The following is a 24,707-nucleotide window of genomic DNA, read 5'->3' as shown; positions in this document are numbered from 1 at the left end:
TCGAATGCATCTTCATCGGCTGCCGATGACACCTTCTTGAGTGCCGTGCGAGGAAATATTCATAAAGGCGAAAGCGTCAGCGGTCAGGCGTCATCTGTACGTCACATGGCAGTCACATTGGCGCAATCCTGCAGGCGGAAACTTTTTGTCATGAATACACCCGCCCTACGCATTACCCTGGTCAGCGAAACCTTCCCACCCGAGATCAACGGCGTGGCCAACACCCTTGGCCGCCTCAGTGAAGGCTTGCGCCAACGCGGCCATGAAGTCGAGGTGGTACGGCCGCGCCAGGCCGGCGAAGCCCCCGTGCAAAACGACCCGCACCTGATGCTGTGCCGTGGTTGGGCCCTGCCGGGCTATCCGGGTTTGCAGTGGGGCGAGGTATCGATGCACAAGCTGTTGCGTCGCTGGCGCCGGCAGCGCCCGGATGTGCTGTACATCGCCACCGAAGGGCCGCTAGGTCTCAGCGCCCTACGCGCAGCCAGGCGCCTGGGTATCGCGGTCGTCAGCGGCTTCCACACCAACTTCCCGCAGTACTCCGGCCAGTACGGTCTGGGCCTGCTGGCGCGCCTGCTCACCCACTATCTGCGCTGGTTCCATCGGCGCACGGCGATCACCTTGGTACCCAGTGTCAGCCAGCGCCTGGAGCTTGAACGCCGTGGGTTCGAGCGCCTGGAACTGTTGGCACGAGGTGTCGATGCCGGCCTGTTCAACCCGACCCGGCGCAACCAGGCGTTGCGTGAAAGCTGGGGGCTCGGCCCGGATGATATCGCCGTATTGCATGTCGGACGGCTGGCGGTGGAAAAGAACCTTGGCTTGCTGCGGCCTTGTCTCGAGGCATTGCAGAAAACTTATCCACAGAAGCGCTTGCGTCTGATCATGGTCGGTGACGGCCCGCAGCGTGCCAGCCTCCAACAGCAGGTGCCAGATGCAGTGTTCTGTGGCGCCCAGCGCGGCGAGCTGCTGGCCGAGCACTATGCCAGCGGCGACCTGTTCCTTTTCCCCAGCTTGACCGAGACCTTTGGCAACGTGGTGCTCGAGGCCATGGCTTCGGGGTTGGCGGTGGTGGCTTATGACGAGGCGGCAGCTGCGCAGCATATTCGCCATGGACACAGTGGCGGGCTGGCCATGCCAGGGGATGAGGCCGCATTCATCGATGCCGCCTGCTGGCTGCTGGAAGAAGAGGAAACCTTGCGCCGGGTGCGCCTGAATGCGCGGCAGCATGCCAGCCGTCAGGGCTGGCCCGCGATTGTCGAGCAGTTCGAGGGGTATCTGCATTCAGCCCAGAACCCATCTGCTGCCGCACCTGCTTCAAGCTTGGGCCCCACGCGATCAGTGTAGGAGCGGCCTTGCCCCGCGAATGGGCCGTACAGCGGCCCCCGGATTTCAGCACTACCGCAACCATCGAGAGGCCGCGTTGCGGCCCTTTCGCGGCACAAGGCCGCGCCTACAGGAAGTGCGTAAAACTTCAGGCAAGTGCTTTTTCTATGGCCTGGACTACCGCCGGGTCATCCGGCGCCGTGCGCGGTGAAAAACGCGCCAGTACTCGCCCATCCTTGCCCACCAGAAACTTCTCGAAGTTCCAGGTGATGTCACCGGGGAACTCGGCCCCCTCACCCGCCAGCAGACGGTACAGCGAATGGCGCTGCGGGCCGTTGACCTCCAACTTGCCCCCCAGCGGGAAGCTCACCCCATAGTTGAGGCTGCAGAAGTCCTGGATTTCCTTTTCGCTACCCGGCTCCTGGCCGGCAAACTGGTTGCACGGCAGGCCAAGCACGTTGAAGCCCTTGTCCTTGTAAACCTGGTAGAGGTTTTCCAGGGCCTTGTATTGCGGCGTGAGACCACATTTGGAGGCAACGTTGACCACCAGCACCACTTGCCCCTTGAACGGTGCGAGCGGCAGCTCTCCGCCGTTCAGCGCGTCCAGTTTCAGGTCGTGAAATGCACTCATGATGAAATCCCCTCTCAGGTTCCCGGTTGCCGCGGGGGCGAATTGCGCCCACTAAAAAGGCGCTCGTCCAAACCGTCCACCTCCCGTAGGAAGGCAAATCGGCTTGCCCGAGCGCCTGGCGACTTTCTGAGCTTAGCGCAGAAAATCAGTGGTGATGGCCACCTTCACCGTGGATGTGGCGGTGAGCGATTTCTTCTTCGCTGGCGTCACGCACGTCGACAACCTTGACCTTGAAGGTCAGGCGCTGGCCGGCCAGTGGGTGGTTGCCGTCAACGGTGACGTCGTCGCCGTCGAGGTCGCGGATGGTGACGATCTGCATCTGGCCGTCCGGTGCCGAAGCGTGGAACTGCATGCCCACTTCCAGCTCGTCGACGCCTTCGAACAGGCTGCGGTTCAGGGTGCTGACCAGCTCGGCCAGGTATTCGCCGTAGGCGTCTTCCGGCTCGATGGTAACGTTCAGCTCGTCACCGGCCTGTTTACCTTCCAGGGCTTTTTCCAAGCCTGGGATGATGTTGCCGGCACCGTGCAGGTAGACCAGCGGCGCGCCACCGGCGGAGCTGTCGATGGTCTCCCCGGCGTCGTTGGTCAGGGTATAGTCGATGGAGACAGCCTTGTTGGCGGCGATCAGCATGGGGCAAGACCTTTTGCAAAAGAATGTAGAGCGGACAAGTGTAACCAAGCCATCGTCCGATTGCGAACGCACCGCGGACGAGCAACGGCCCATCAGTCGGATCACAGGCTTCCATCAGGACGAAGAAGGCCATTGGGTGGCCGAACTGTCTTGCGGCCACACCCAGCACCTGCGCCACCAACCGCCGTGGCAGGCACGCCCCTGGGTGCTCGACCCGGCCCAGCGCGCGCAGCACATTGGCCAGCCTTTCGCGTGCGGCTGGTGCGCACAAGGGGCCGATAGCGCTACCCTTGGCCGTTAATTTCTTGCACCGCTTATTTCGAGAAGCACGCATGCAGACATTTTTCATTGCGCCGACCGACTTCGGTGTCGGCCTGACATCCATCAGCCTGGGCCTGGTGCGTACCCTGGAGCGCGCCGGCCTGAAGGTCGGTTTCTTCAAGCCGATCGCCCAACCCCACCCGGGTGACACCGGCCCCGAGCGCTCTACCGAACTGGTGGCTCGCACCCACGGTATCAACCCTCCGGTACCACTGAGCCTGGCCCAGGTCGAGCGCATGCTCGGCGATGGCCAGTTGGACGAGTTGCTGGAGGAAATCATCCGTCTCTACCAGCAAGCCTGTATCGGCAATGACGTGGTAGTGGTCGAGGGTATGGTGCCCACGCGCCACGCCAGCTACGCCGCGCGGGTCAACCTTCACCTGGCGAAAAGCCTGGATGCCGAGGTGATCCTGGTATCGGCACCGGAAAACGAAGTGCTCAGCGAACTGTCCGGCCGGGTCGAACTACAGGCCCAGCTGTTCGGCGGGCCGCGCGACCCGAAAGTGCTCGGGGTGATCCTCAACAAGGTTCGCACCGACGAGAGCATGGCCGACTTCGCCACCCGCCTGCGTGAACACTCGCCGTTGCTGCGCGGCAATGACTTCCGCCTGCTTGGCTGCATTCCCTACCAACCCGAGCTGAACGCCCCGCGTACCCGCGACGTGGCCGAGCTGCTCGGCGCCCAGGTGCTCAATGCCGGCGACTACGAGCAGCGGCGCATGAGCAAGATCATCATCTGCGCACGCACGGTCGCCAACACCGTGCCGCTGCTGACCTCGGGTACCCTGGTGGTCACGCCGGGCGACCGCGACGACATCATCCTCGCCGTCAGCCTGGCAGCAATCAATGGCGTGCCACTGGCCGGCCTGCTGCTGACCAGCGACAGCAAGCCCGACGCGCGCATCCTTGGCCTGTGCCGCGGCGCACTGCAGGCCGGCCTGCCGATCCTGTCGGTCAGCACCGGCTCGTACGACACGGCCAACCAGCTCAACTCGCTGAACCGCGAGATTCCCGTGGACGACCGCGAGCGCGCCGAGTTCATCACCGACTTCGTCGCCAGCCACCTCGACGCAGCCTGGCTGCACCAACGCTGCGGCACCCCGCGTGAAATGCGCCTGTCGCCGGCAGTGTTCCGCTACCAGTTGATCCAGCGCGCGCAGCAGGCCAACAAGCGCATCGTTTTGCCAGAAGGTGCCGAGCCGCTGTTGGTGCAGGCCGCAGCCATCTGCCAGGCCCGTGGCATTGCCCGCTGCGTACTGCTGGCCAAGCCCGAAGATGTCGAGGCCGTGGCCCGCGCTCAAGGCATTGCCCTGCCGCCCGGCCTGGAAGTCCTCGACCCCGAGCTGATTCGCGGGCGCTACGTGGAGCCCATGGTGGCGCTGCGCAAGAGCAAGAACCTCAACGCACCGATGGCCGAGCAGCAACTGGAAGACCCGGTCGTGATCGGCACCATGATGCTGGCCCTGGACGAAGTGGACGGCCTGGTCTCGGGCCTGGTTCACTCCACCGCCAATACCATCCGCCCGGCGCTGCAGTTGATCAAGACCGCGCCAGGCTCAAGCCTGGTGTCGTCGGTGTTCTTCATGCTGTTCCCCGAGCAGGTACTGGTGTACGGCGACTGCGTGATGAACCCCCACCCCAGTGCTGCCGAACTGGCAGAGATCGCCCGCCAGAGCGCCGAATCGGCGCAGGCCTTCGGCATCGCGCCGCGGGTGGCGATGATCAGTTATTCAAGCGATTCGGCCAGCGATGAAGAAGTCGAGAAAGTGCGCGAAGCGACTCGCCTGGCGCAAGGTGCAGCAGAGGCGTTGCTGATCGATGGGCCTTTGCAGTATGACGCGGCAGCCAACCCGGCCATTGCTCGGGAGCTGGCACCAGGCAGCCCTGTGGCCGGGCGTGCCACGGTGTTCGTGTTCCCCGACCTGAATACCGGCAATACCACGCACAAGGCGGTGCAGCGTAGCACCGACGGGGTCAGCCTGGGGCCGATGTTGCAGGGTTTGCGCAAGCCAGTGAACGATTTGCCACGCGGGGCACAGGTTGACGATATCGTGCATACCATTGCCCTGACGGCGATTCAGGCCAGCGTGGTGCGCTAGCAAATCACTGGGGCCGCAAAGCGGCCCCAGGAATCAATCAGGGATACTGCTGAACCTGACCTTGCTGCTGGTCATACTGCTGCCCCGGAATCGGCTTCAGGTTCACTTCCACGCGGCGGTTCTGCGCACGGCCATTGGCGTCGGCGTTGCTGGCGATCGGCTGGTCCGGGCCCATGCCACGTACCGAGATGCGCGAGGCATCCACACCCTGCGAGGTCAGGTAGGTGCTGACTGCCTGCGCGCGGCGCTGGGACAGGTCCATGTTGTGCTGGCGGCTGCCGGTGCTGTCGGTAAAGCCGACCACTTCGATGGTGTTCTGGTTGAACTGCTTGAACGAGCCCGCCAGGTTGTTCAGCGGCGAGTAGAAGCTTGGCGCGATGTTGGCCGAGTCGGTAGCGAAGGTGATGTTGCCCGGCATGATCAGTTTGATCTGGTCACCCTGGCGCTGCACTTCCACGCCAGTGTTGGCCATTTGCGCGCGCAGTTCGGCTTCTTGCTTGTCGGCGTAATAGCCATAACCGGCGGCGGCGGCACCCACTGCGGCAGCACCGATCAGCGCACCCTTGCCACGGTTGTTGTGGTCGATGGCGGCACCGGCGATGGCGCCGGCCAGCGCGCCCAGGCCGCCGTACTTGGCGGTCTTGCTCATCCCAGTGGAGCCCTGCGCCTGACCCTGGTTGTCGTAAGGATTCTGGCTGGCACAGCCAGTCATCAGGGCAGCGGCAGTTGCGACGATAATCAGACGACGCATGGTGAACATGGACAAGCTCCTACTAAAATTCGTAAATGCGGCAGATCTCAAAGGGATCTATGCCAGCCTTGGATTGCATCGGCAACGAAAAATTCCATGAAAGTGCCTTCATGTGCCATCAGGCACGCACGAAGGGGTTTTCGCGCATCTCGTCGCCCAGACGAGTGTCAGGCCCGTGGCCGGTCACCACGATGGCCTCCTCGTCCAGCCGGTACAGCCGCTCCTTGATGGAGCGAACGATAGCCCGCTGGTCACCACCCCACAAATCGGTGCGGCCAATGCCACGGCGGAACAGGGTGTCCCCGGCAATCAGCAGTTTGGCGTCGGCGAACCAGAAGCTCATTGAGCCTGGCGTATGCCCTGGCGTGTGAAGGGCCACGCCGCAGCCGCAAGCCAGTTCTTCATCATCGCCCAGCCAGCGGTCTGGCGCCGGTACCGGCGTGTAAGGCACGCCGAACATCTGGCATTGCATCTCCAGGTTGTCCCACAGGGCCTGGTCGTCCTTGTGCAGGTGCAACGTGGCGCCCGTCAGCTCCTTGAGCTTGCCCGAGGCCAGGAAGTGATCGAAGTGCGCATGGGTGTGGATGATGCTTACCAGCGTGAGGCCGTGGGCTTGCAGGCGCGCGAGGATCTTGTCCGGGTCACCGCCCGGGTCGACGACGATGGCTTTCTTGGTCAATGGGTCGCCAATCAGCGTGCAGTTGCACTGCAAGGGGCCTACGGGAAAGGTTTCGCGGATGAGGGTGGTCGGGGCAGTCTTCATGAAGGGCCTGTCTTGGACGCTGCAGCGCCTGTGAGATCGAGCGCCGCCCGCGCGGCGCATCGCGAGCTGGCGCTCGCTCCTACGTTTGTTTCGGGCCAATTGTACCAGCGAGATTTGCGCGCGAACCCTCTGGTGCATGTCTTGATATTGTGCCGTACGAAAAAAAGCGGTCGCGCGCGTCTGTAACAGGCATAACTGGCCCGAAACAAACGTAGGAGCGAGCACCAGCTCGCGATGCGCCGCGCGGGCGGCGCTCGATCTGAAGGGCGCTGAAAATCCAACGCCATGCTCTGCCGGCCTAAGGCAGGAACAACCTGAACAACCCACCCCCCAGCGCCCCGCCATTGGAGATCTCGATCCGCCCGCGCACCCCGCCGCTTTCATGCAGTGCCGCGATCCGCGCCGCGAAGTACAGGCCAAGGCCGGTGCTGCCGCTGGTCGAGTCGATGCCCTGGATGTACTCCTCCTGGCGCTCGAGCATGTGCTTGGGATAACCCGGGCCGTCATCGTTGACGCAGATAGCCAACTGGTTGTCGGCCTCTTCGATGGTAATCAGCAAGGCGTGCCCGGCAAAGCGGGTGGCGTTGGTGATGACGTTGGCGATTACCGAGGCCACCAGCTCACGATCGAAGAAGCCAAGCGGGTTGTCGGTGTCGATGCGCCAGGTGGCGAGGATGTCGTTGTGCTTGAGCACTTCCTGGTGCGCCGCCAACTGCGCTTCAATGAAATCATCCAGTTCGTGGTAGTCCGGGCACACCGGCAACTGGTTGATGCCCAGTTTGTACAGCCCAAGCAGCTGTACCAGCATGCCATTGAGGTGGCGAAACTCGTGCTCCATGATCCCCTGCTCGGCACCACCGCGCAGCTCTTCGGGCAAGCGCTCCACCCACTGGCTATGGGACTGGATCAGCGCTGACAGAGAGCTTTTGAGGTCGTGCACGGTGGAGGCGATCACCGTGGAAAAATCCAGCCCCTGATTGTCTTGATTCATGCGCCGAACACTCGGATGTGCAGTTTGCGGTAACGGTCATAGCGATTGTCGCTGGCAGGGATACCGGCGACGCTGGTCAAGGCGTCCTGGCATTCCTGCATGATCGCGGGCTGAGGGTTGTCACCGCCGATGCGCAGCAGCGCCTGGGCGGTGTTGAGGGCGATGCTGATGTTCTTCGGCTGCATACCCAGCGCTTTGCGGAACAGTTGCAACGCCTCGCCAAGCTGCCCTCCCTGGTAACTGCGTACACCCTGGCGATTGAGGGTGACCGCTTCGGTAATGGCGTTGAGCACGCTGGGGTCGTCCGTCAGCTTGCCCACTTTTTCCATGACCTTCGGGTCATCGCCATAACTTTCCACACAGCTCTTCAGCACGCCGATGGCGGCGGCTTCCTGCCCCATTGCCTGCAACTGCGCAGCAACGGTCAGGGCCGAATCGACCGAGAAGAACTGGTTCATCTTGTCCAGGCGCTGGATCGCCTGTTCGGTCAGCTTGCCGGCTGTTTCCGGGTCGCCCGCCTGCTGCAGGCTGGCAGCCTTCATCATCCGCGCACGCACTTGCAAGCCCTGGTCCTCGGGGTTTTCCTTGGCCACTTCGCTGAGCGTGGTGTTGATTTCGACACGGGTACGGGCATCCAGGCCGAAGCCTGCGTTCTTGCTCATCAGCGCCTGCACCAGGCCGAGGTTGTTTTCGGCGTCCTTGTAGCGCGAGCTCTGGCCCTGATTCACCGCATGGCGGAACGCCTTCGATGCACTCTCGAAGTCTTCGTTTTCCAGCGCCAGCTTGCCCAGCGTCGATTGCCGACGCACAGACAGAGGCGATAAACGTACGGCTTCTTCAAGCAGGTTCTGCGCGCGTCGGGTATCACCCTGAGCCACCAGCACCTCGGCCATGCCATCGTAAAGGCCTGGCATGATCGGGAACGCCTTGAGCGCCTGCTCGTAGACACCTTGGGCCTGGGCGTTCTGGCCACGCTTGTGCATCAGTGCACCCAACGCGGCGTACACCCACGGCTGCGGGCGGCTGGCCAGGATGGCCTTGAGGAACTTTTCAAGTTCCTCAAAACGGTTGAGGTTGCGCAGGGCATCGGCCCGGTAGCGCAAGCACAGCGGTGCCAGGCGCGGGTCCTTCTTGCACAACTCGGCACAAGCGGCCAGCACTTCAGCCGGGCGATTGCGGTCCAGCGCCTGCAGGATCGGTTTGAGCAGCGTCTTGCGCTGGAACAGTTTCTCGACGCGCTGCGCCAGGCCAACCCGGTTGAAGGGTTTGGTCAGGTAAGCATCGGGCTCGTGCTCGATGGCGCTGAGCACGATGGCCTGGCTACTCTCGGCAGTGACCATGATGAACACGCACTCATGGCTGATGTGCTTGTCGATGATCAGGTCTTCGAGCACCTGTTGGCCGTTCTTCTTGCCGTCACCCAGGTGGAAGTCCTGCAGGATGAAGTCATAGCGCTTCTGCGCGCACATGCGCAGCGCCTGCTCGCCGCTGTCAGCGGTGTCCACGTCGCGCACGCCCAACTCACGCAACATGGAACGGGTCGACGTGCGAAAGTCGGTAAAATCGTCGACGATCAGAAAGCTCTTTTGCCCGTACTGCAGCATCAACACGACCTGCCTTGGAATGATTGAAAAATCGCGCGAGGCGATGCCACCGATCGCTGTATCGGCAGCCGGTCGGGAAAGATGAGGGTAGAGCATTACCGGCCACAAACCATGGCCTCATGCCATTACTTTAACGAGCAATGACCTGCAGAGCCAGTATCACGCCAGCAACCCCAGCGTTTTTGCCTTTGCCACCGCCTGGGTGCGTCGCTCAACCCCCAACTTGCTGTTGATGTGGCTGGCGTGGGTCTTCACGGTGTGCAAGGAAATGAACAGCCGCTCGCTGATCTGCTGGTTGGAACAGCCCTGGGCAATCAGTTCGAGCACGGCCAGTTCGCGGCCGCTCAGCGCCTCGCCGGTGCCTGTGCTGGCGGAGGGCACTGGCGGCAGGTGCTTGAGCAGTTCGGCTTGAACCGGGCAAGCGGCCGCTGGCTGCAGTTGCTCATGAAGCCATTGCGGGTGCTTTTCCAGAATTGGCTGGAACGGTTGCAGCACACCGCCATGGGCTGCCTCCAGCAAACCTGGCAGCAACTGCGCGGCCTGCCCTTCCCTGCCTTCGTCCAGCAGTTGGGAAAGCCATTGGCAAAGAGCACTGACGGTGAGCATCATGCCGCCACTGGCCTGGCCACGCGCTACCAGGCTTGCCAGGCGTTGCACGGCATCCTCGCCACGCAACTGGATGCGCTCGAGCAAAGCCTGCTGCAACGCAATATGCAACGGCAGCAGCGGGTGGAACTCCGGTGCTGCTGCCGATTGCTCGCCACCGTAGGTCTGGCCCAGACGCAGCAGCCAGGACTCTGCCAGGTCGGTTCGCCCCTGGGCCAGCCACAGTTCGCATTTGACCAGGGTAATCATGGCCAGGTAATAGACCGGGGGCACGTCCCAGATATGCATCAGGCGCTCGGCCTCGGCCAATTCGGCAAAGGCTTCGGCAAAGTGCCCTTCCCGGCCATCGAGCGTGGCAATCACGCAATGACCGATGAGCACACTGATGTCTCGGCACGCCCGCGCCTCGCCCAGCCCTGCACGCAAGCGTGCTCGGCCCTGGGCCGGCTGCAGGCGTGAGACCAGCAGGTAGCCTTCGTAAAGCGTCAGGCGCGCACGCACGGCATACAGCCGCTGCGCCGAAAGCCCCTGCAGGCGTTGCAGGCCCTGGCGCACTTCGTCCAGTGCGCGCAGCACCTCGCCACGGGCGTGCAGCACTCGCGCCCGGTCGTAATGGGCCAGGGCCTCGAACAACGGGTTGCCGACCCGTTGGGCCAGCTCCAGGGCTTCGCGGTTCCAGCCTCGGGCCCGCCAGAAGTCGCCATCGGCAATGGCCAGGTTGGACAGCGTCGACAAACACACCAGGCGTTGGCCATAACGCTTGCTCGGCAGGCTCTGTAGCGCCTCGCCGCAATAGGCCAGGGTGCGTTCGCGGTCGCCACGGCCACGGGCAATGACCCCACTCAGCGCCAGCCACTGGGCCAGCATCGACTTTTGCGCGGTTGCCGAAGGCGCGGGTAGAAAACGGCTGAGGTAGCCGGCCAGTTCCTCGGCTGCGTCCAGCTGGCAAGCCAGGCCCAACGCCCAGCTGTACAGCACGATCAACCGTGGCGTGCTGATCAGCAGGCTGTCGGGCAGGTCCATCTTCCAGCGCAGCAACATACCGACGTTCTGTTCGGCCAGCAGTTGCTCCTCGGACAGGCTCTGCACCAGGTCTGCGGCGACATCCAGGTGGCCGGCACGCAAGGCCTGCTCCACAGCTTCGTCCAGCAGGCCCTGGGTTTCGAACCAACGGCAGGCCCGTAGGTGCAGGCCAGCTAGCGGCTCGCTGGCCTGGCGGCTGCGCAACAGGTCGGAGAACAAGTGGTGATAGCGGAACCAGTGGCCATGCTCGTCCAGCGGCACCAGGAACACCTGATGCGCCTGCAGGAAGCGCAGGATCGCGGCACTGTCGTGGCGGCCCCGCAGCGCATCGCAAAGCGGGGCGCAGAAACGCTCCTGGCAGGCGGTTTCGTACAAGAAGGCCTGCACGTCCACGGGCAGCATGTCGATGACTTCTTCGAGCAAGTAGTCGCGGATCAGGCCCTCGCCGCCATGCAGCGCCTGGGGCAAGGCTTGCTCGTCAGCGCTGTCGCTGGCCGCCAGCTGCCAGAAGCGCAACCCGGCCACCCAGCCGTCGCTGCGCTGAATAAGGTTGTCCAGGGCCTGACCGCGCAGGCCCGTGGGCTGGCGGCCAATCACTGCCAGCGCCTCATCCGCGGTGAGGCGCAGGTCCTGCTCGTTGAGCTCGACCAGCTGCCGTGACAGGCGCAGGCGCGCCAGGTGCCAGTCTGGCCGCTGGCGGCTGGTAACCAGCAACACAAGGCCGGGGGGCAGGTGATTGAGGAAGAACTGCAGGCAGCGGTCAAGCACCGGCCCCTGGGCCAGGTGATAGTCGTCCAGCACCAGCAGCAGCGGCGTATCGGCTTGCAGGTACAGCGCCAGCTCGTCGAGCAGGCCGTCGAGCCACTCTTCGAAGGCGAACGGCTGGTGGCGCTGGCGCATTTTCAGCAGCCCCATGGCCTGGCCGCCCAGTGCTGGGCAGTACTGCTGCAGGCCTTCGAGCAGGCGTTCAAGGAAGCGGCCAGGGTCGGCGTCGCGCTGGCTCAGGCCTAGCCACAAGCTGCGCCAGTGTTCGGGCAGCGCTTCGGAAAATTCGATGGCCAGGGAGCTTTTGCCGAAACCTGCCGGGGCATTGACCAGCAGCAGCCGCCCGCCCAGGCCGGCGTGCAGACGCTGACACAGACGCTGGCGCGGCACATGGCCGTCCGGCAACGGAGGCCGGAAGAAACGCCCGTCCAGCAGGCCCAGGGCCTGACTCGCGAATCCATGCGTACGGGACAGATCTGTCATGGCCGGCTCGTTCTGGTTGGAAGACTACGGCGGTATGGATGTTTGCGAGACTAGCGGGTAACGCGGCGCATTTGAAGATGATGGGCGCAATTGCCACGGAAAAGACTGCGACAAAAAGCAACATGGCTGATGGACAGAGGCCGTAGCGGGGGTGTGGGTGGGTATTCAGCAGATTTATTGCCTGTTCTGGCCTCTTCGCGGGCAAGACCGCGTAGAGGCCAGAACAGAAAAATAGAAACGCCCCGGCAAGCCGGGGCGTTCTGGGGATCACACGGAGTTAGTGGTGTTCAGCTTAGCGAATACCCGACTGGCGCAGCGCCGCTGGTTGGAAGTCGGCCTTGCTGGCACTGAAACCGAAGTCGTAGGCACGCTTCTCTTCGTTCTTCATGCCCAGGGCCAGGTAACGACCGGACTGCAGGTCGTAGATGGCCTCCAGGGTGTACCACGGCACCTCGACGTTGTAATACGGCTGGGCGTGGGCCTCGGACACGCGCCACAGCTGGCCACGGCCGTCGTACTGGTCGATGACGGCAGCCTGCCAGGTGTCTTCATCGATGTAGAAGTCACGCTTGGCATAGATGTGTCGCTGGCCCGGTTTGAGGGTTGCGACCACGTGCCACACGCGGCGCAGCTCGTAACGGGTCAGGTCCTGGTTGATGTGCCCGGCCTTGATGATGTCGGCATATTTCAGCTTGGGGTCATCGAGTTTGAAGGCGTTCGACGCGATGTACAGCTCCTTCTTGCCTTCCAGCTTCCAGTCATAGCGGTCAGGTGCACCGTTGAACATGTCCAGGTTGTCGGAGGTACGCAGGCCATCGGCAGCGGTACCCGGGCCGTCATAGGACACTTGCGGCGCCTGGCGCACGCGACGCTGGCCGGCGTTGTAGATCCACGCCTTGCGCGGCTCCTTCACCTGGTCGAGGGTTTCGTGCACCAGCAGCACGGTCCCAGCCAGGCGCGCGGGCGCGGTCACTTCCTGCTTGAAGTAGAACAGGATGTTGCCTGGGTTGTTCGGGTCGTAGTCCTTCATCTTGTCACGGAAGACGAACTGGTCGGAGAAGTACACCGGGTTGAACGAGCCGTTCTGCTGCGGCGTAGCTTGGGTGACCAGGCGGCTGACACTGCCGCCACGGTAGCGGGTGATGTGGTTCCAGATCACTTCCAGGCCGGTTTTCGGGATCGGGAACGGTACCGCCGTGCGGAAGTTGTTCAGGCCGTTGCCGCCCTCGACCAGGGTGGTCTTGGTGGCGTTTTCCTTGATGGCCGCGAACACATCGGCCGGGACGGTTGAACCTCGATGGGTTTTGAACACCGGGATCTTGAAGGTGTCCGGGTAGCGCTTGAGCATGGCCAGCTGGCCTGGCGAGAGCTTGTCCTTGTACTGGTCGGCGTTTTGCGCCGTGATGGTGAACAGCGGCTTGTCACTGCCGTACGGGTCGGACAGGAAGCCCTTGCCGTCGACGCTGCCCGCCGTTTTCGACAGCGGCTCCCACGCGCCGATGGAGCCGTCGGCATTGCCGGCCTTTTCCGCCCCCATTGGGGTCAGGGTGCTACCCAGCTTGGCCGCCTCGTCAGCGGATACCGCAGCCATGACACTGGTCGCCAGCAGGGACAGGCCCAGCACACCGGCTTGCAGCAGACTTCTGGTCTTGTTCATGTCGTGTCGTCCTGGATCTGAATGCTTAGAAGTTCACGCCGAAGCTGAGGGCGACGAAGTCGCGGTCATCCACGGTGCTGTACTTGCCGTCGAAGAAGTTGGTGTACGACAGGCTTGCCGTGTAGGTGTTCTGGTATTCGGCATCCAAGCCCAGGCTGACAGCCTTGCGGCCTTCCTCGAAGTTGGCGCCAGGGCCCGGCGAGTAGCCGGACACGTCATGCGACCAGGCCACGCTCGGTTTCAGGTTCACCCCAGCGAATACGTCGTTGTAATCCCAAATGACACGGGCGCGATAACCCCAGGATGTGCTGGTGGTGTAGCCATCGTTCTCGCATTTGCGGTTCAGGTTGGTGGTGGATGCACCGGCACCGGCGCCGGCGATGGTGCTGGCGTTGAGTGCCTGGCAGGTGTCCGCGCCGCCCGTGGACGGCAATGGGCCAGGGCCGAACACCGGGTCGCGGCCATAACGGGTATCGTGCGCATTCTCCAGGCCGCCGACGTGGGTGACGCCCAGTTCGCCCACCACGGTCATGCGGCTAGCGCCCATCACTTGGTCGAAGAAGTGCGTCAAGGTGGTCTGGAACTGGGTGATCTCTTTACGGCGATAGCCGTGCAGGTCCTGGCCCGGTGTACCCGCCAGCAGCGAAGCATTGGTCAGTGCGCCGCCCAGAGGACGAACACCGGCAAACAGGATATCGGTGGTGTTCAACTGTACCGGCGCGTTGGGCCGGTAGCTGATCTCACCGCTCCATGCCGTGCCGGTTGGCAAGGTGGTGGAGAAACTGAGGCCGTAGAGTCGAATATCTTCCGGGTACTCGACGAAGTACTGCGAATTACCCGCCACGATCAAGGGTGCCAAGGCTCGCAGCTGTGCCGGCAGGCCGGCGATACCGGAGAACACCGAAGCCGGGGCGCCGGTGGCGCTGAAGATTGGCGCACGGCTGTGGTAGTTCATGAAGTAGGCACCGAATTCGGTGTCCAATGGCTCGAACATGTAGCGCATGGCCACGCCGAACTGCCCGCTGTCACGCGCGTCGCGGTCAGCGCCACGGCGCACCATCACACCCTCTTCGTTGATGTTCACGCCCTGGGTAGCAAGGAATTGCTGGGCCGCGCCCGGCACCGTACGGCTGCTGTTCAGCACGCGCAGGTTGTCGGTACAGCCGTCGGCAATGATGTCCGGCTGCGAGAAGAAGGTGCCGCAGTTGTCGACGACCGTCTGGTCCCATTCAAGCTGGTAGAAGGCCTCAGCCGACAGGTTGTCGGTCAGGCTCTGGGAGATGTAGAACATGTTGACCGGGATCAGGCCTTCCTTGATCTCGGCCCCTGGGCGGCGAAACGCCGACACGTCGATGGGGTTGATCGAGTTGATGCCGCCGCCGATGAAGGTACTTTCACCCCAGCTCACCACCTGCTTGCCAAAGCGCACCGAACCGGGCTGATCGCCGATGGAGTAGTTGTGGTAGACGAAGGCGTCGAGCAGCTCGGCGCCGGACGACTTGGCGCCCTCCTTGCGGTTGGAGTCGCTGATGTCCTTGAACTCGCGGCCTTCGTCCTTCAGCTCGAAGTCGTACCAGTACTTGCCACGCACGAACACGCCGGTGTCGCCGTACTTGAGCTCCAGGTCATGGATGCCTTTGAAGATCTTGGAGAAGGTTTCGCCCTTCTTGAAGTTCAGGTGGCCATCGTCGGATGTCTGCGACAGGCCCTTGCCGCCATTGTTCACCCCGATCAGGTTCTTGTTGGGGTTGGCCGTCGACCAGCTGGCGCCGATGGAGAGCGACGAGTCGAACTGGCCTTCGATTTCACCCATGTTGAAGCTGACAGCGAAAGCAGGACTTGCGAGCGTGGAAGCAAGGCTGACGGCCAAGGGCAACTTGGCCCGGCGCCAGAACAGGTTTGCAGATTTCATCGACGCTACTCCATGTACTTTATTGTTATGGCAGTGAGTCCTTTCAAGAACGGCCCGAGCGACCGGTTTGCAGGTTTGCACCCGCGGCGACACGGCTTGCGCGTGTTGCCCTCCCCCATTCCTGAAAATCCCCTGGCCCCGACTATAGCCAGCAAGGCACAGGCGCTTGATCCCTCTAAAGTGTGATTTGCGCTCCATGCCGCCAACTCGCTGCTATTTGTCCCGATTGCGTGCTGGCAGTGCTCAAGGATGGCGCATTTTTGCCATTTGGCAAGGCGCCAACCTCTCTAGCATGCGGGTCGCGTTCTGACGCACACGACCCGCAAAGTAATTACAAGGTGGAAAGGAACGCGCTGTTGCTGGCCTGCCATTGGACGATGTCCTGGCGGATGCGTTTCTTGTCGAGCTTGCCGACGCTGGTCTTGGGAATTTCAGTAACAACGGCGATCTGGCTTGGAATCGCCCACTTGTTGATGTGACCTTGCTCGACAAACGGCTTGAGGTGCTCCTTCAGCGACTTGGCGTCGATGGCGTGGCCATCACGCACCACCAGCAGGGCAAACGGACGCTCACCCCATTGCGGGTCGGCCACCCCCACCACCGCCACTTCGCGCACCGCCGGGTGGCGGCTGACCAAGTCTTCCAGGTCGAGTGAGGAAACCCACTCGCCACCGGTCTTGATCACATCCTTGATGCGATCGCGGATGTCGATGTAACCCATACCGTCGAGGGTGGCGACATCGCCGGTGTGCAGCCAGCCACCCTGCCACAGCTCCTCGCTCTTTTCCGGTTCCTTGAAGTAACCCATGGTCAGCCACGGCGCACGCAACACCAGCTCGCCTTGTGTCTCACCGTCTGCTGGCAGGAAGTTACCGTCGCCATCGACGATGGCTGCCTCGACCAGTGGCACCGGCACACCGGCCTTGATGCGGTAGGTAACACGCTCATCCTCGCTGCCGGCCTGCAACTCATCGTTAAGGTGGGCGGCGGAGATCAGCGGGCAGGTTTCCGACATGCCATACGCAGCAGTCAGCTGGATGCCACGTGCCAGAGCGGCCTGATACAACGAGCGGTTGAGCGAGCTGCCGCCAATGATGATCTTCCAGCCGCCGAAATCCTGCCCTTGCGAAGTCGGGCAGTTGAGCAGCATCTGCAGGATGGTCGGCACGCAATGGGAGAAAGTGACCTTCTCCTCGCGCCAGAGCTTGACCAGCATGTCTGGCTCGTAGCGCCCAGGGTACACCTGCTTCATCCCGAGCATGGTGGCAGCGTAAGGGATGCCCCAGGCATGCACATGGAACATCGGAGTGATCGGCATGTACACGTCGTTACTGCCCAGCAGCCGCACGCTGTCGATACTGCCGGTGACCGAGGCCTCGGCCAGTGTGTGCAGCACCAGCTGACGATGACTGAAATACACACCCTTGGGGTTACCGGTGGTGCCGGTGGTGTAGAAGGTGGTGGCCACCGAGTTCTCGTCGAAGTCAGGGAAGTCGTAGCGCGGGCTGGCGGCGGCCAGCAGTTGCTCGTACTCGCCGACCAGGTCGGGCAAATCGGCGGTCTTGTCCGGGCCGTCGGTCAGCAACAGGGTCTTGTCGACGGTGGTCAACTGCCCGGCGATGGCCTGGTACAAGCCGACGAAGTCGCTATTGACCAGCACCACGCGGTCTTCGGCGTGGTTCATGGTGTAGAGGATCTGCTCGGGCGACAGGCGCACGTTGATGGTGTGCACCACGGCGCCGATCATCGGAATGGCGAACATGCATTCCAGGTAACGGTGGCTGTCCCAGTCCATCACCGCGACGGTGTCACCGGCCTTTACCCCGGCCTCGGTCAGCACATTGGCCAGGCGTGCGATGCGCTCGTTGAGCTGTGGATAAGTGAGCCGCAACTGGTCGCGGTAGACGATTTCGCGGGTCTTTTCATAGCGGCAGCCAGACATCAGCAGGCGTTTGATCAGCAGTGGGTAGGCGTAGGCGCCCTCGGCGGGCTTGATGATGCGGGTCTGCAACATGGGTATCCCTTTTCTGAAAAGCGGGCCAGACAAATGTGGTAACCACTGTAGTTCGCCAATGTGACGGCTAAATCAGCCGAAGGAATGATTTGGCTACGCGGGGTATGAGTGGCATTGTCCGAGTGATGGATCATCCCTGCCCTGCCAACGGAGCCTTACTGATGCCCAGCCCGCGTCGCGCTGTGTTTCTCGACCACCAATCCCTGGATCTTGGTGACCTCGACCTTTCCCCGCTACGAAGCCAGTTCGATGAGCTCGAACTGTTCGATGCAACCCGCCCGGACCAGGTAAGCCAACGCCTGCAGGGCGCCGTCGCGGTGGTCAGCAACAAGGTCATGCTCGACGCCGCGACCCTGGCCGCCAACCCGCAGCTCAAGCTGATTCTGGTGGCCGCCACCGGCACCAACAATGTCGACTTGGCAGCAGCCCGCGCCCAAGGCATCACGGTGTGCAACTGCCAGGGCTACGGCACGCCGTCAGTCGCTCAGCATACCCTCGCCCTGTTGCTGGCCCTGGCGACGCGTCTGTGCGACTACAACCAGGCGGTTGCCGACGGCCAGTGGGCCAAGGCCAGCCAGTTCTGCCTGCTGGACTTCCCCATCGTCGAACTGGAAGGCAAAACCCTCGGCTTGCTCGGCCACGGCGAACTGGGCGGCGCGGTGGCACGGCTGGCCGAAGCCTTCGGCATGCGCGTGCTGAGCGGGCAGATTCCCGGTCGCCCGGAGCGCGCCGACCGGTTGCCGCTTGACGAACTGCTGCCGCAAGTCGATGCGCTGACCCTGCACTGCCCGTTGAACGAGCATACCCGGCACATGCTCGGCGCTCGCGAGCTGGGCCTGCTCAAGCGCAATGCACTGGTTGTCAACACTGCCCGTGGTGGCCTGATCGACGAACAGGCACTGGCCGACGCCCTGCGCAGTGGCCACCTGGGCGGCGCGGCCACCGACGTGCTGAGTGTGGAGCCGCCGGTCAATGGCAACCCATTGCTCCAACCCGACATCCCGCGCCTGATCATCACCCCGCACAGCGCCTGGGGCGCGGTGGAATCGCGCCAGCGCATCGTTGGCCAGCTCAGCGAAAACGCCCAGGCCTTCTTCGCTGGTCAGCCACGCCGCGTGGTCAGCTGAGCCCGGCGCCGGCCTCTGCTACACTGCGCCACTTTTTTCCAGGAGGCGTCGTCCATGGACCCGCGCAGTGAAGTGTTGCTCCGCCAGGCAGAGCTGTTCCAGGGGCCGCTGCTGATCGCTGGCGCCCCCGCCGACGACCTGCTCGGCCAGTTGCCCCAGGCCCAGGCCTGGACCTGGCATGCCGGCGATCAGGCCATGCTCGACAGCCGCTTTGCCGGCCGCAGCCACTATGCGGTCGAGCCGCCCGACCTGCCCTTCGACAGTGCCGTGCTGTTCCTGCCCAAGTCCCGCGAGCTGGCCGCCTACCTGCTCAACGCCCTGGCGTCGCGCCTGGCCGGCCGCGAGCTGTACCTGGTCGGCGAAAAACGCGGCGGCATCGAAGGGGCGGCCAAGCAGCTGCAGGCCTTTGGCAAGCCACGCAAGCTGGACAGCGCTCGCCATTGCCAACTGTGGCAAGTGACCATCGACCAGGCACCGCAGGCAAAACCGCTGGAAAGCCTGGCCGAGCGCTTCGAGCTGGCCCTGGAAGACGGCCCGCTGCAAGTGGTCAGCCTGCCGGGTGTATTCAGCCATGGTCGCCTCGATCGGGGTACCGCCCTGCTGCTCAAACACCTCGATGGCCTACCCGACGGCCACATGCTGGACTTTGGCTGTGGTGCCGGGGTGCTGGGTGCCACGCTCAAGCGCCGTTACCCACAAAGCCGGGTGACCATGCTGGATGTGGATGCCTTCGCCGTGGCCGCCAGCCGCCTGACGCTGGCCGCCAACGGCCTGGAAGGCGACGTGATCAGCGGAGATGGCATTGACGCAGCCCCCACCGAACTGAGCCTTATCCTGAGCAACCCGCCGTTCCACACCGGCGTACACACCAACTATCAGGCTTCGGAGAACTTGCTGAAAAAATCAGCCGTTCATCTGCGAAAAGGTGGCGAAATGCGCCTGGTGGCCAACAGCTTCCTGCGCTACCAGCCGCTGATCGAAGGGGCATTGGGCAACTGCCAGGTACGCGACGAGGCCGATGGTTTCCGCATCTATCAGGCAACGCACGGATAAAAACAGCGCTTGCCGAAAGCGTTTTGCCTAGGCAGAATCCGCACCGTCCTAGGGGAGTAGTCTCCCTCGAGCACCCAGCTCGCCCGGTACGCGTCAACATACTTGGTCCACAGACCATGGCGCGTGCGACCCGCCATGCCAGCCTGCATGGAGAGATCCGCATAGACGGATCCAGGGTTTGACAAGACCTATGACACGCACACCTTACCCGGGGCGGGGAGGCTGTACGTGTCATAGCCGTGTCGACCCGCCCCGTAGGAATCCTGATGCTGGAATCTCTGCTGGTCCCCACCGCTATCGTTGCCCTCGCCGAAATCGGCGACAAGACGCAACTGCTCGCGCTCATTCTCGCGGCTCGCTTTCGCAAACCCTGGCCGATCATCGCCGGCATCATCGCCGCCACCTTGGCCAACCATGCGGCGGCCGGTGCCGTAGGGGCGTGGTTCGGCAGTTTCTTCAGCGACTCGGCACTGCACTGGATCCTGGCCGCGAGCTTTACCGCCACAGCGCTGTGGACCCTGGTACCGGACAAGATGGATGACGACGAGAACCCGGCACGCCGCTTCGGGCCGTTCCTGACCACGCTGATTGCGTTCTTCCTGGCCGAAATCGGTGACAAGACCCAGGTTGCCACGGTGATGCTGGCAGCACAGTACCCGCACCTGATCATGGTCATCCTCGGCACCACCCTGGGCATGCTGATTGCCAACGTGCCGGTGGTTCTGGCGGGTAACTTCGCGGCAGACAAACTGCCGTTGACGCTGATTCGTCGCCTGGCGGCCACGGCGTTCTTCGTCCTGGCGATCGTGGCCGTGTACTCGGCAATGAAGGCCAGTGGCTGGGTAGGTTAAGCAGGGAAGCGGGGCCGCAAAGCGGCCCCAGGGTTCACACAGTTACGGCTTGGCCGCGGCCTGATACAGCGGCATCACCTTCGGAATTGCCGCCTGCAGCGAAGCAATGCGGCTTTCCGACGCCGGGTGAGTGCTCATGAACTCAGGCGGTGCACCCTCGGAAGCCTTGCTCATCTTGTTCCACAAGGTGATCGCGGCATTCGGGTCATAACCGGCACGCGCCGACAGCTCCAGGCCAATCAGGTCGGCCTCGTTTTCGTTGGCCCGGCTGTTGGGCAAGGTCATGGCGTAGTTCACCACGGTGTCGGCCATGGCCATGCTGCTCTGGCCGAGGCCGAAGATGGCACCGGCACCCTGGCGGGCCATTTCCACACCGTACGCCTTGGACATGGCCTCGCGGCTGTGCTCACGCAGGGCGTGGGCAATCTCGTGCCCTACCACTGCGGCAATTTCCGCATCGCTGAGCTTGAGCTGATCGATCAGGCCGGTATAGACGATAATCTTGCCGCCCGGGCCGCAGTTGGCGTTGAGTTCGTCGCTCTTGATCACGTTGACTTGCCAGTCCCACTGCGCGGCATCCGGGCGGAACTTGGGCGCCTGGGCGATCAGTCGGTTGGCAATGACCTGCACCCGCTTGGCATCGGCACTGGACTTGTCGAGCACACCCTTGCTCGAGGCCTCACCCAGGGTTTGCTGGTACGACTGGGCGTACATCTGGTTGACCTCATCGGTCGAGAGCATGCTGAACATGTACTGCTGACGCTCGACGCCAACAGCACCGCCGCTGGTGGTGTTCACCGCCTGGCAGCCGGCCAGCAGGATGCCAGCACTCAGCAGGCTGACGACAAAAGACTTACGCATGAAAACACTCCCTATCCACATGCGGCGTATCCTAGGCCGAGTCGCCATTGGCTGCCATAGCCACAGGGAAGATTTATCAAACCGGGGTGAGGCACTCCGGCGCATCCAGTTTCGGGTCATTGACGAAATTGGCCAAGGCCCGCTCACGCAACACCGCAGGCGGGCTGGCCAGCAGCTCGTGCAGGCGGGCAATTGGCGTATCCGGGTCAAGCCAGGCCGCCTGCCCGGCCTCATCCAGTATCAGCGGACGGCGCTGGTTCATGGCCGCCTGGGTCACCACCGCGCAGCTCAGCCACACCTGGTCCTGCACCGGGTAGGCTTCCCACACCGCCGCGAAGTACAGCGAGGCGCCCTCCCCCGGGGTCAACCAGTATGGGCGCTTACGCACGCTGCCCCGCCACTCGTAAAAGCCGTTGGCCGGCATCAGGCAGCGGCGCTGGCGAAATGCTTCACGAAACATCGGCTGCTCTGCCAGGGTTTCAGCGCGGGCGTGGGCCGGGGTGCGGGACAGGTCGGTGAGCCAGGCCGGGGTCAGCCCCCAGCGCGCCTTGACCAGTTGCTGCTGGCCGTCGAGCTGACGCTGGATCAGCACCGAAGCCCCGGGCGAGATATTCCATTGGGCCGGCTGACCGACGGGAAAGCCCGGCAGACTGGCAAGGGCCTGGGGCCAGCGAAACAGGGCGTAACGTCCACACATGGGCGAATTCAGAACCTAGCAGATCAAGGTACCGGGGAAACTCTCCGGTTCGTCGCCAACCAGTGGCTGGGCGTCATTGTACGCATCGATCAGTTGCCGTGCGTACTCGGCCTGCTCATCGGCCACCGCAAGCCCCAGCAGCCCTTGCAGCGGCAGCTCGCCCACACCGCCCATCAAGTCACGGCCCACCAGTTGCACGTCGACGCCCTCACTGGCCAGCATACCGACCAGCATTTCGGCTTCGAGCAGGTTTTCCGGTTCGTAGATCCGCCGCATCAGTCATTCTCACCAAAGACATCCAGCATCCACTCCTCGCCATGCACCTGCAGCACGAAACGGATAGGCTTGCAGCACACTTGGCAATCCTCGATGTACTCCTGATCGCCACCGGACAGGTCCACCGTGGTTTCGACTTCTTCGCCACAATAAGGGCAATCGTAGATCGCAGTTTCCAGCATCGCGGCCTCCGGGGTGACTTATGCGTATAATTGCCGGTCTGTTTACAGGGCCTGTGTGCGTCCGAGCCGTTTTTCGGAGCCCGCCCCTACCTATTACCCTAGCCGTTTCCAACAAGAGAGCATGATGGGCGAATTCGATGCCATCCGACCGTACGACGACGCTGAGGTCCCTGCCGTTCTGGCACGCCTGCTCAGCGACCCGGCATTCCTCGATATCCTCACCCACTTCCGCTTCCCGCGTGCGGCTGGTGCTCTCGGCTGGTTGCTCAAGCCGTTGATTGCACGCCGCCTGCGCAAGGAATTCGCCGGCGTCACCTGCGTTTCCACCCTGCAGGACAAAGTCGAGTATTACGTCGACCAGACCATCGACCGCGCCACTGACGGCGTTACCTATTCCGGCGTGGAACAACTCAAGGCCGGCACCGCCTACCTGTTCCTGGCCAACCACCGCGACATCGTCATGGACCCGGCCTTCGTCAACTACGCGGTGTACCATGCCGGCCTGCCCACGCCGCGCATCGCCATTGGCGACAACCTGCTGCAAAAGCCCTTTGTCAGCGACATGATGCGCCTGAACAAGAGCTTCATCGTGCACCGCTCGATCAGCGGCCGGCGTGAGAAGCTGGCGGCTTACCAGCTGCTTTCGGCCTATATCAACCACTCGATCCGCAACGATGCTACGTCGATCTGGATCGCCCAGGCAGAAGGCCGGGCCAAGGACGGTGACGACCGCACCGACTCGGCGATCCTCAAGATGTTCCACATGAGCCGCAAGGACGAGCCGTTCGGTGCGGTGATCCAGAGCCTGAACCTGACGCCGGTGTCGATCAGCTACGAATACGACCCGTGTGACCAGGCCAAGGCCCGCGAGCTGTACATCCGCGCCACCACCGGTACCTACAAGAAGGCGCCAGGCGAGGACGACAACAGCATCGCCAAGGGCATTACCGGCTACAAGGGCCGGGTGCACATCAACTTCGCCCCGCCAGTGACCGCATACCACGAAGACACCAAGCAGCTGGCGTCGGAAATCGACCGGCAGATTCTGGGTGGCTACCGGCTGTTCCCGGTGCATTACCTGGCGTATGCGATGTGGGATGCCAAGGATGAGGCGTTGCAGGTGCCGAGTGCCGAGAAGGTGTTCCCGACGGATGAGCTGGCAAAAGCCAAGGAAGAATGGCAGCGCCGTCTGGATGCCTGCCCTGAAGAGCAGCGGCCATACCTGGTGTTGCAGTATGCGACGCCGGTGCGTAACCAGTATCAGGTCAAGCAGCAGGCACCTGTGGCCTGAAGGATTGTCGGGGCTGCTTTGCAGCCCAATCGCGACACAAGGCCGCTCCTACAGGGGACCGCGATCTCCTGTAGGAGCGGCCTTGTGTCGCGATGGGCCGCAAAGCGGCCCCAATGGTTCTCAGACCCAGGTACTGAACCAGGACAGCAACAACGCCATCGCCAGGCACGAAAAACCGAGAATATAGAAGTACTTCGGCACCCGCAGGTCGAACGCGTCCACTACCCCTTCGTCCACAGCCATGTATTCGCGGGTCTCGGCCTCGCGTCGCCGTGCACTGTGCAGCAGCAAACCGCCTGGGCAGGTCAGCAGCAGCGCCAGCAGGTTGATCAACTTGGTGGGATGGGCGGCCAAAAACCCCCAGAGCACTTGCAAGGACATCACGCGACCTCGGTGTGAGCAGCGGCAAAGGCCCGCATTCTACCCAAGTCGATCTCCGGCGCCCGGTATGGGCGACAAAGTGTCATTAAATTTCATCTGTCATCCGCTCGTCATCTGAGCAGGCCACCCTGTCGGCCTTTCATGACCCGGAGCTTGTTCATGCTGCACGCCGAAAACCAGGACCGCCTCTACCTCGTTGCCCAGAGCGATGAACAACAGGCGTTGATCGATGGTTTTGCCATCAATGTGCAGGACCGCCAGTGGCTGGTCTACTGTGCGCTGGGCGGGCATGTGCATGAAGACTTGCCCGAGGTGGATACCGGGACTGGTTTCAGCTTGCTCGACTTCCACATAGCAGCAGCTTGAGCCAGCAATAAAAAAACCCGCTGCCTGGCAGCGGTTTTTTTTTATGCGCCT

The 24,707-nt window shown here is 62.9% G+C and carries 23 protein-coding genes and 1 riboswitch; of the genes, 8 read left to right on the top strand and 15 right to left on the bottom strand.

Annotated features, from left to right (window positions below; translation table 11 throughout):
* The first annotated feature begins 150 nt into the window (after window positions 1-150).
* Window positions 151-1,341 (top strand): glycosyltransferase family 4 protein, encoded by a 1,191-nt coding sequence (locus tag DM807_RS14410; protein ID WP_060515250.1) that lies wholly within the window; start codon window positions 151-153, stop codon window positions 1,339-1,341.
* 127 nt (window positions 1,342-1,468) lie between these two features.
* Here DM807_RS14410 and DM807_RS14405 read toward each other — a convergent pair whose 3' ends face one another.
* A complete protein-coding gene (locus DM807_RS14405) occupies window positions 1,469-1,951 on the bottom strand; it encodes a glutathione peroxidase (RefSeq protein WP_012270526.1) in 483 nt (160 codons plus the stop codon).
* Between the two features lie 145 nt (window positions 1,952-2,096).
* Entirely contained in the window at window positions 2,097-2,582 is a 486-nt protein-coding gene (locus tag DM807_RS14400) for an FKBP-type peptidyl-prolyl cis-trans isomerase (protein WP_012270525.1), read from the bottom strand.
* On the opposite strand from DM807_RS14400, the gene DM807_RS14395 reads away from it, so the two are divergent.
* On the top strand, window positions 2,581-2,883 hold the full coding sequence (locus DM807_RS14395; RefSeq protein WP_041166374.1) for a DUF3565 domain-containing protein: 303 nt from the start codon (window positions 2,581-2,583) through the stop codon (window positions 2,881-2,883). The genes DM807_RS14400 and DM807_RS14395 overlap by 2 nt on opposite strands.
* A 31-nt stretch (window positions 2,884-2,914) precedes the next feature.
* On the top strand, window positions 2,915-5,002 hold the full coding sequence (gene pta / locus DM807_RS14390; protein WP_012270523.1) for a phosphate acetyltransferase: 2,088 nt from the start codon (window positions 2,915-2,917) through the stop codon (window positions 5,000-5,002).
* Window positions 5,003-5,039: 37 nt separating this feature from the next.
* On the opposite strand, the gene DM807_RS14385 is transcribed toward pta, so the two are convergent.
* The 8 genes from DM807_RS14385 to DM807_RS14350 all read right to left on the bottom strand — a co-directional run bounded on the left by DM807_RS14385 (window position 5,040) and on the right by DM807_RS14350 (window position 17,571).
* On the bottom strand, window positions 5,040-5,762 hold the full coding sequence (locus DM807_RS14385; protein ID WP_012270522.1) for a YiaD family glycine zipper/OmpA-like lipoprotein: 723 nt from the start codon (window positions 5,760-5,762) through the stop codon (window positions 5,040-5,042).
* A gap of 109 nt (window positions 5,763-5,871) precedes the next feature.
* Window positions 5,872-6,516, bottom strand: coding sequence for an MBL fold metallo-hydrolase (locus DM807_RS14380; protein WP_060515248.1), 645 nt, complete (start codon window positions 6,514-6,516; stop codon window positions 5,872-5,874).
* Between the two features lie 298 nt (window positions 6,517-6,814).
* Complete coding sequence (locus tag DM807_RS14375; RefSeq protein ID WP_012270520.1) at window positions 6,815-7,507, bottom strand: sensor histidine kinase; 693 nt, start codon at window positions 7,505-7,507, stop codon at window positions 6,815-6,817.
* On the bottom strand, window positions 7,504-9,111 hold the full coding sequence (locus DM807_RS14370) for a tetratricopeptide repeat-containing response regulator (RefSeq protein ID WP_012270519.1): 1,608 nt from the start codon (window positions 9,109-9,111) through the stop codon (window positions 7,504-7,506). Before DM807_RS14370 ends, DM807_RS14375 begins: the two co-directional genes overlap by 4 nt.
* Window positions 9,112-9,270: 159 nt before the next feature.
* Window positions 9,271-11,988: a winged helix-turn-helix domain-containing protein gene (locus DM807_RS14365; RefSeq protein ID WP_179027477.1), complete on the bottom strand. Its 2,718-nt coding sequence runs from the start codon at window positions 11,986-11,988 to the stop codon at window positions 9,271-9,273.
* A 292-nt stretch (window positions 11,989-12,280) separates the two neighbouring features.
* Window positions 12,281-13,645 (bottom strand): DUF1329 domain-containing protein, encoded by a 1,365-nt coding sequence (locus DM807_RS14360; RefSeq protein ID WP_012270517.1) that lies wholly within the window; start codon window positions 13,643-13,645, stop codon window positions 12,281-12,283.
* A 25-nt stretch (window positions 13,646-13,670) separates the two neighbouring features.
* On the bottom strand, window positions 13,671-15,557 hold the full coding sequence (locus DM807_RS14355; RefSeq protein WP_012270516.1) for a DUF1302 domain-containing protein: 1,887 nt from the start codon (window positions 15,555-15,557) through the stop codon (window positions 13,671-13,673).
* Window positions 15,558-15,888: 331 nt separating this feature from the next.
* Window positions 15,889-17,571 (bottom strand): fatty acid--CoA ligase, encoded by a 1,683-nt coding sequence (locus DM807_RS14350; RefSeq protein ID WP_060515595.1) that lies wholly within the window; start codon window positions 17,569-17,571, stop codon window positions 15,889-15,891.
* A 161-nt stretch (window positions 17,572-17,732) separates the two neighbouring features.
* Between DM807_RS14350 and DM807_RS14345 the strand changes: the two genes are divergently transcribed.
* The 3 genes from DM807_RS14345 to DM807_RS14335 all read left to right on the top strand — a co-directional run bounded on the left by DM807_RS14345 (window position 17,733) and on the right by DM807_RS14335 (window position 20,602).
* Window positions 17,733-18,698, top strand: a complete 966-nt coding sequence (locus DM807_RS14345; RefSeq protein ID WP_012270514.1) for a 2-hydroxyacid dehydrogenase — start codon at window positions 17,733-17,735, stop codon at window positions 18,696-18,698.
* 54 nt (window positions 18,699-18,752) lie between these two features.
* Window positions 18,753-19,751, top strand: coding sequence for a methyltransferase (locus tag DM807_RS14340; protein WP_012270513.1), 999 nt, complete (start codon window positions 18,753-18,755; stop codon window positions 19,749-19,751).
* Between the two features lie 39 nt (window positions 19,752-19,790).
* A riboswitch (yybP-ykoY riboswitch) is annotated at window positions 19,791-19,931 on the top strand.
* Window positions 19,932-20,017: 86 nt separating this feature from the next.
* A complete protein-coding gene (locus DM807_RS14335) occupies window positions 20,018-20,602 on the top strand; it encodes a TMEM165/GDT1 family protein (RefSeq protein ID WP_012270512.1) in 585 nt (194 codons plus the stop codon).
* A 42-nt stretch (window positions 20,603-20,644) separates the two neighbouring features.
* Here the strand turns inward: DM807_RS14335 and DM807_RS14330 are convergent, their stop codons facing one another.
* The 4 genes from DM807_RS14330 to DM807_RS14315 form a co-directional block, all read right to left on the bottom strand.
* Window positions 20,645-21,463, bottom strand: coding sequence for a M48 family metallopeptidase (locus tag DM807_RS14330; protein ID WP_012270511.1), 819 nt, complete (start codon window positions 21,461-21,463; stop codon window positions 20,645-20,647).
* A 76-nt stretch (window positions 21,464-21,539) separates the two neighbouring features.
* Window positions 21,540-22,160, bottom strand: coding sequence for an SOS response-associated peptidase (locus tag DM807_RS14325; RefSeq protein WP_060515594.1), 621 nt, complete (start codon window positions 22,158-22,160; stop codon window positions 21,540-21,542).
* 15 nt (window positions 22,161-22,175) lie between these two features.
* Complete coding sequence (locus tag DM807_RS14320; protein WP_012270509.1) at window positions 22,176-22,436, bottom strand: putative signal transducing protein; 261 nt, start codon at window positions 22,434-22,436, stop codon at window positions 22,176-22,178.
* On the bottom strand, window positions 22,436-22,618 hold the full coding sequence (locus DM807_RS14315) for a CPXCG motif-containing cysteine-rich protein (protein WP_012270508.1): 183 nt from the start codon (window positions 22,616-22,618) through the stop codon (window positions 22,436-22,438). Before DM807_RS14315 ends, DM807_RS14320 begins: the two co-directional genes overlap by 1 nt.
* A gap of 121 nt (window positions 22,619-22,739) precedes the next feature.
* Here DM807_RS14315 and DM807_RS14310 point away from each other — a divergent pair, with 121 nt between their 5' ends.
* Window positions 22,740-23,909 carry a 1-acyl-sn-glycerol-3-phosphate acyltransferase gene (locus DM807_RS14310; RefSeq protein WP_171577254.1) on the top strand — a complete coding sequence of 390 codons (1,170 nt, stop codon included), beginning with the start codon at window positions 22,740-22,742 and terminating at the stop codon, window positions 23,907-23,909.
* A 120-nt stretch (window positions 23,910-24,029) separates the two neighbouring features.
* Here DM807_RS14310 and DM807_RS14305 read toward each other — a convergent pair whose 3' ends face one another.
* On the bottom strand, window positions 24,030-24,290 hold the full coding sequence (locus tag DM807_RS14305) for a hypothetical protein (protein WP_060494159.1): 261 nt from the start codon (window positions 24,288-24,290) through the stop codon (window positions 24,030-24,032).
* Window positions 24,291-24,449: 159 nt separating this feature from the next.
* On the opposite strand from DM807_RS14305, the gene DM807_RS14300 reads away from it, so the two are divergent.
* Window positions 24,450-24,656 carry a hypothetical protein gene (locus DM807_RS14300; RefSeq protein ID WP_012270505.1) on the top strand — a complete coding sequence of 69 codons (207 nt, stop codon included), beginning with the start codon at window positions 24,450-24,452 and terminating at the stop codon, window positions 24,654-24,656.
* Window positions 24,657-24,707: the final 51 nt, after the last annotated feature.

Source organism: Pseudomonas hunanensis (genome assembly GCF_013393325.1).
Classification (GTDB): Bacteria; Pseudomonadota; Gammaproteobacteria; order Pseudomonadales; family Pseudomonadaceae; genus Aquipseudomonas; species Aquipseudomonas putida_P.
The sequence above is the reverse complement of the archived record's forward strand: the minus strand, read 5'-3'. Positions and strand labels throughout refer to the sequence as shown.

Excerpts from the sequence above, each read along its gene's own strand:
- pta (WP_012270523.1), top strand. The coding sequence starts at position 2,915 with ATGCAGACATTTTTCATTGCGCCGACCGACTTCGGTGTCGGCCTGACA.
- DM807_RS14410 (WP_060515250.1), top strand. The coding sequence starts at position 151 with ATGAATACACCCGCCCTACGCATTACCCTGGTCAGCGAAACCTTCCCA.
- DM807_RS14375 (WP_012270520.1), bottom strand. The coding sequence starts at position 7,507 with ATGAATCAAGACAATCAGGGGCTGGATTTTTCCACGGTGATCGCCTCC.
- DM807_RS14340 (WP_012270513.1), top strand. The coding sequence starts at position 18,753 with ATGGACCCGCGCAGTGAAGTGTTGCTCCGCCAGGCAGAGCTGTTCCAG.
- DM807_RS14385 (WP_012270522.1), bottom strand. The coding sequence starts at position 5,762 with ATGTTCACCATGCGTCGTCTGATTATCGTCGCAACTGCCGCTGCCCTG.
- DM807_RS14400 (WP_012270525.1), bottom strand. The coding sequence starts at position 2,582 with ATGCTGATCGCCGCCAACAAGGCTGTCTCCATCGACTATACCCTGACC.
- DM807_RS14360 (WP_012270517.1), bottom strand. The coding sequence starts at position 13,645 with ATGAACAAGACCAGAAGTCTGCTGCAAGCCGGTGTGCTGGGCCTGTCC.
- DM807_RS14345 (WP_012270514.1), top strand. The coding sequence starts at position 17,733 with ATGCCCAGCCCGCGTCGCGCTGTGTTTCTCGACCACCAATCCCTGGAT.
- DM807_RS14350 (WP_060515595.1), bottom strand. The coding sequence starts at position 17,571 with ATGTTGCAGACCCGCATCATCAAGCCCGCCGAGGGCGCCTACGCCTAC.
- DM807_RS14315 (WP_012270508.1), bottom strand. The coding sequence starts at position 22,618 with ATGCTGGAAACTGCGATCTACGATTGCCCTTATTGTGGCGAAGAAGTC.
- DM807_RS14310 (WP_171577254.1), top strand. The coding sequence starts at position 22,740 with ATGATGGGCGAATTCGATGCCATCCGACCGTACGACGACGCTGAGGTC.
- DM807_RS14355 (WP_012270516.1), bottom strand. The coding sequence starts at position 15,557 with ATGAAATCTGCAAACCTGTTCTGGCGCCGGGCCAAGTTGCCCTTGGCC.
- DM807_RS14325 (WP_060515594.1), bottom strand. The coding sequence starts at position 22,160 with ATGTGTGGACGTTACGCCCTGTTTCGCTGGCCCCAGGCCCTTGCCAGT.
- DM807_RS14395 (WP_041166374.1), top strand. The coding sequence starts at position 2,581 with ATGGGGCAAGACCTTTTGCAAAAGAATGTAGAGCGGACAAGTGTAACC.
- DM807_RS14305 (WP_060494159.1), bottom strand. The coding sequence starts at position 24,290 with ATGTCCTTGCAAGTGCTCTGGGGGTTTTTGGCCGCCCATCCCACCAAG.
- DM807_RS14380 (WP_060515248.1), bottom strand. The coding sequence starts at position 6,516 with ATGAAGACTGCCCCGACCACCCTCATCCGCGAAACCTTTCCCGTAGGC.
- DM807_RS14300 (WP_012270505.1), top strand. The coding sequence starts at position 24,450 with ATGCTGCACGCCGAAAACCAGGACCGCCTCTACCTCGTTGCCCAGAGC.
- DM807_RS14365 (WP_179027477.1), bottom strand. The coding sequence starts at position 11,988 with ATGACAGATCTGTCCCGTACGCATGGATTCGCGAGTCAGGCCCTGGGC.
- DM807_RS14335 (WP_012270512.1), top strand. The coding sequence starts at position 20,018 with ATGCTGGAATCTCTGCTGGTCCCCACCGCTATCGTTGCCCTCGCCGAA.
- DM807_RS14370 (WP_012270519.1), bottom strand. The coding sequence starts at position 9,111 with ATGCTGCAGTACGGGCAAAAGAGCTTTCTGATCGTCGACGATTTTACC.
- DM807_RS14405 (WP_012270526.1), bottom strand. The coding sequence starts at position 1,951 with ATGAGTGCATTTCACGACCTGAAACTGGACGCGCTGAACGGCGGAGAG.
- DM807_RS14330 (WP_012270511.1), bottom strand. The coding sequence starts at position 21,463 with ATGCGTAAGTCTTTTGTCGTCAGCCTGCTGAGTGCTGGCATCCTGCTG.
- DM807_RS14320 (WP_012270509.1), bottom strand. The coding sequence starts at position 22,436 with ATGCGGCGGATCTACGAACCGGAAAACCTGCTCGAAGCCGAAATGCTG.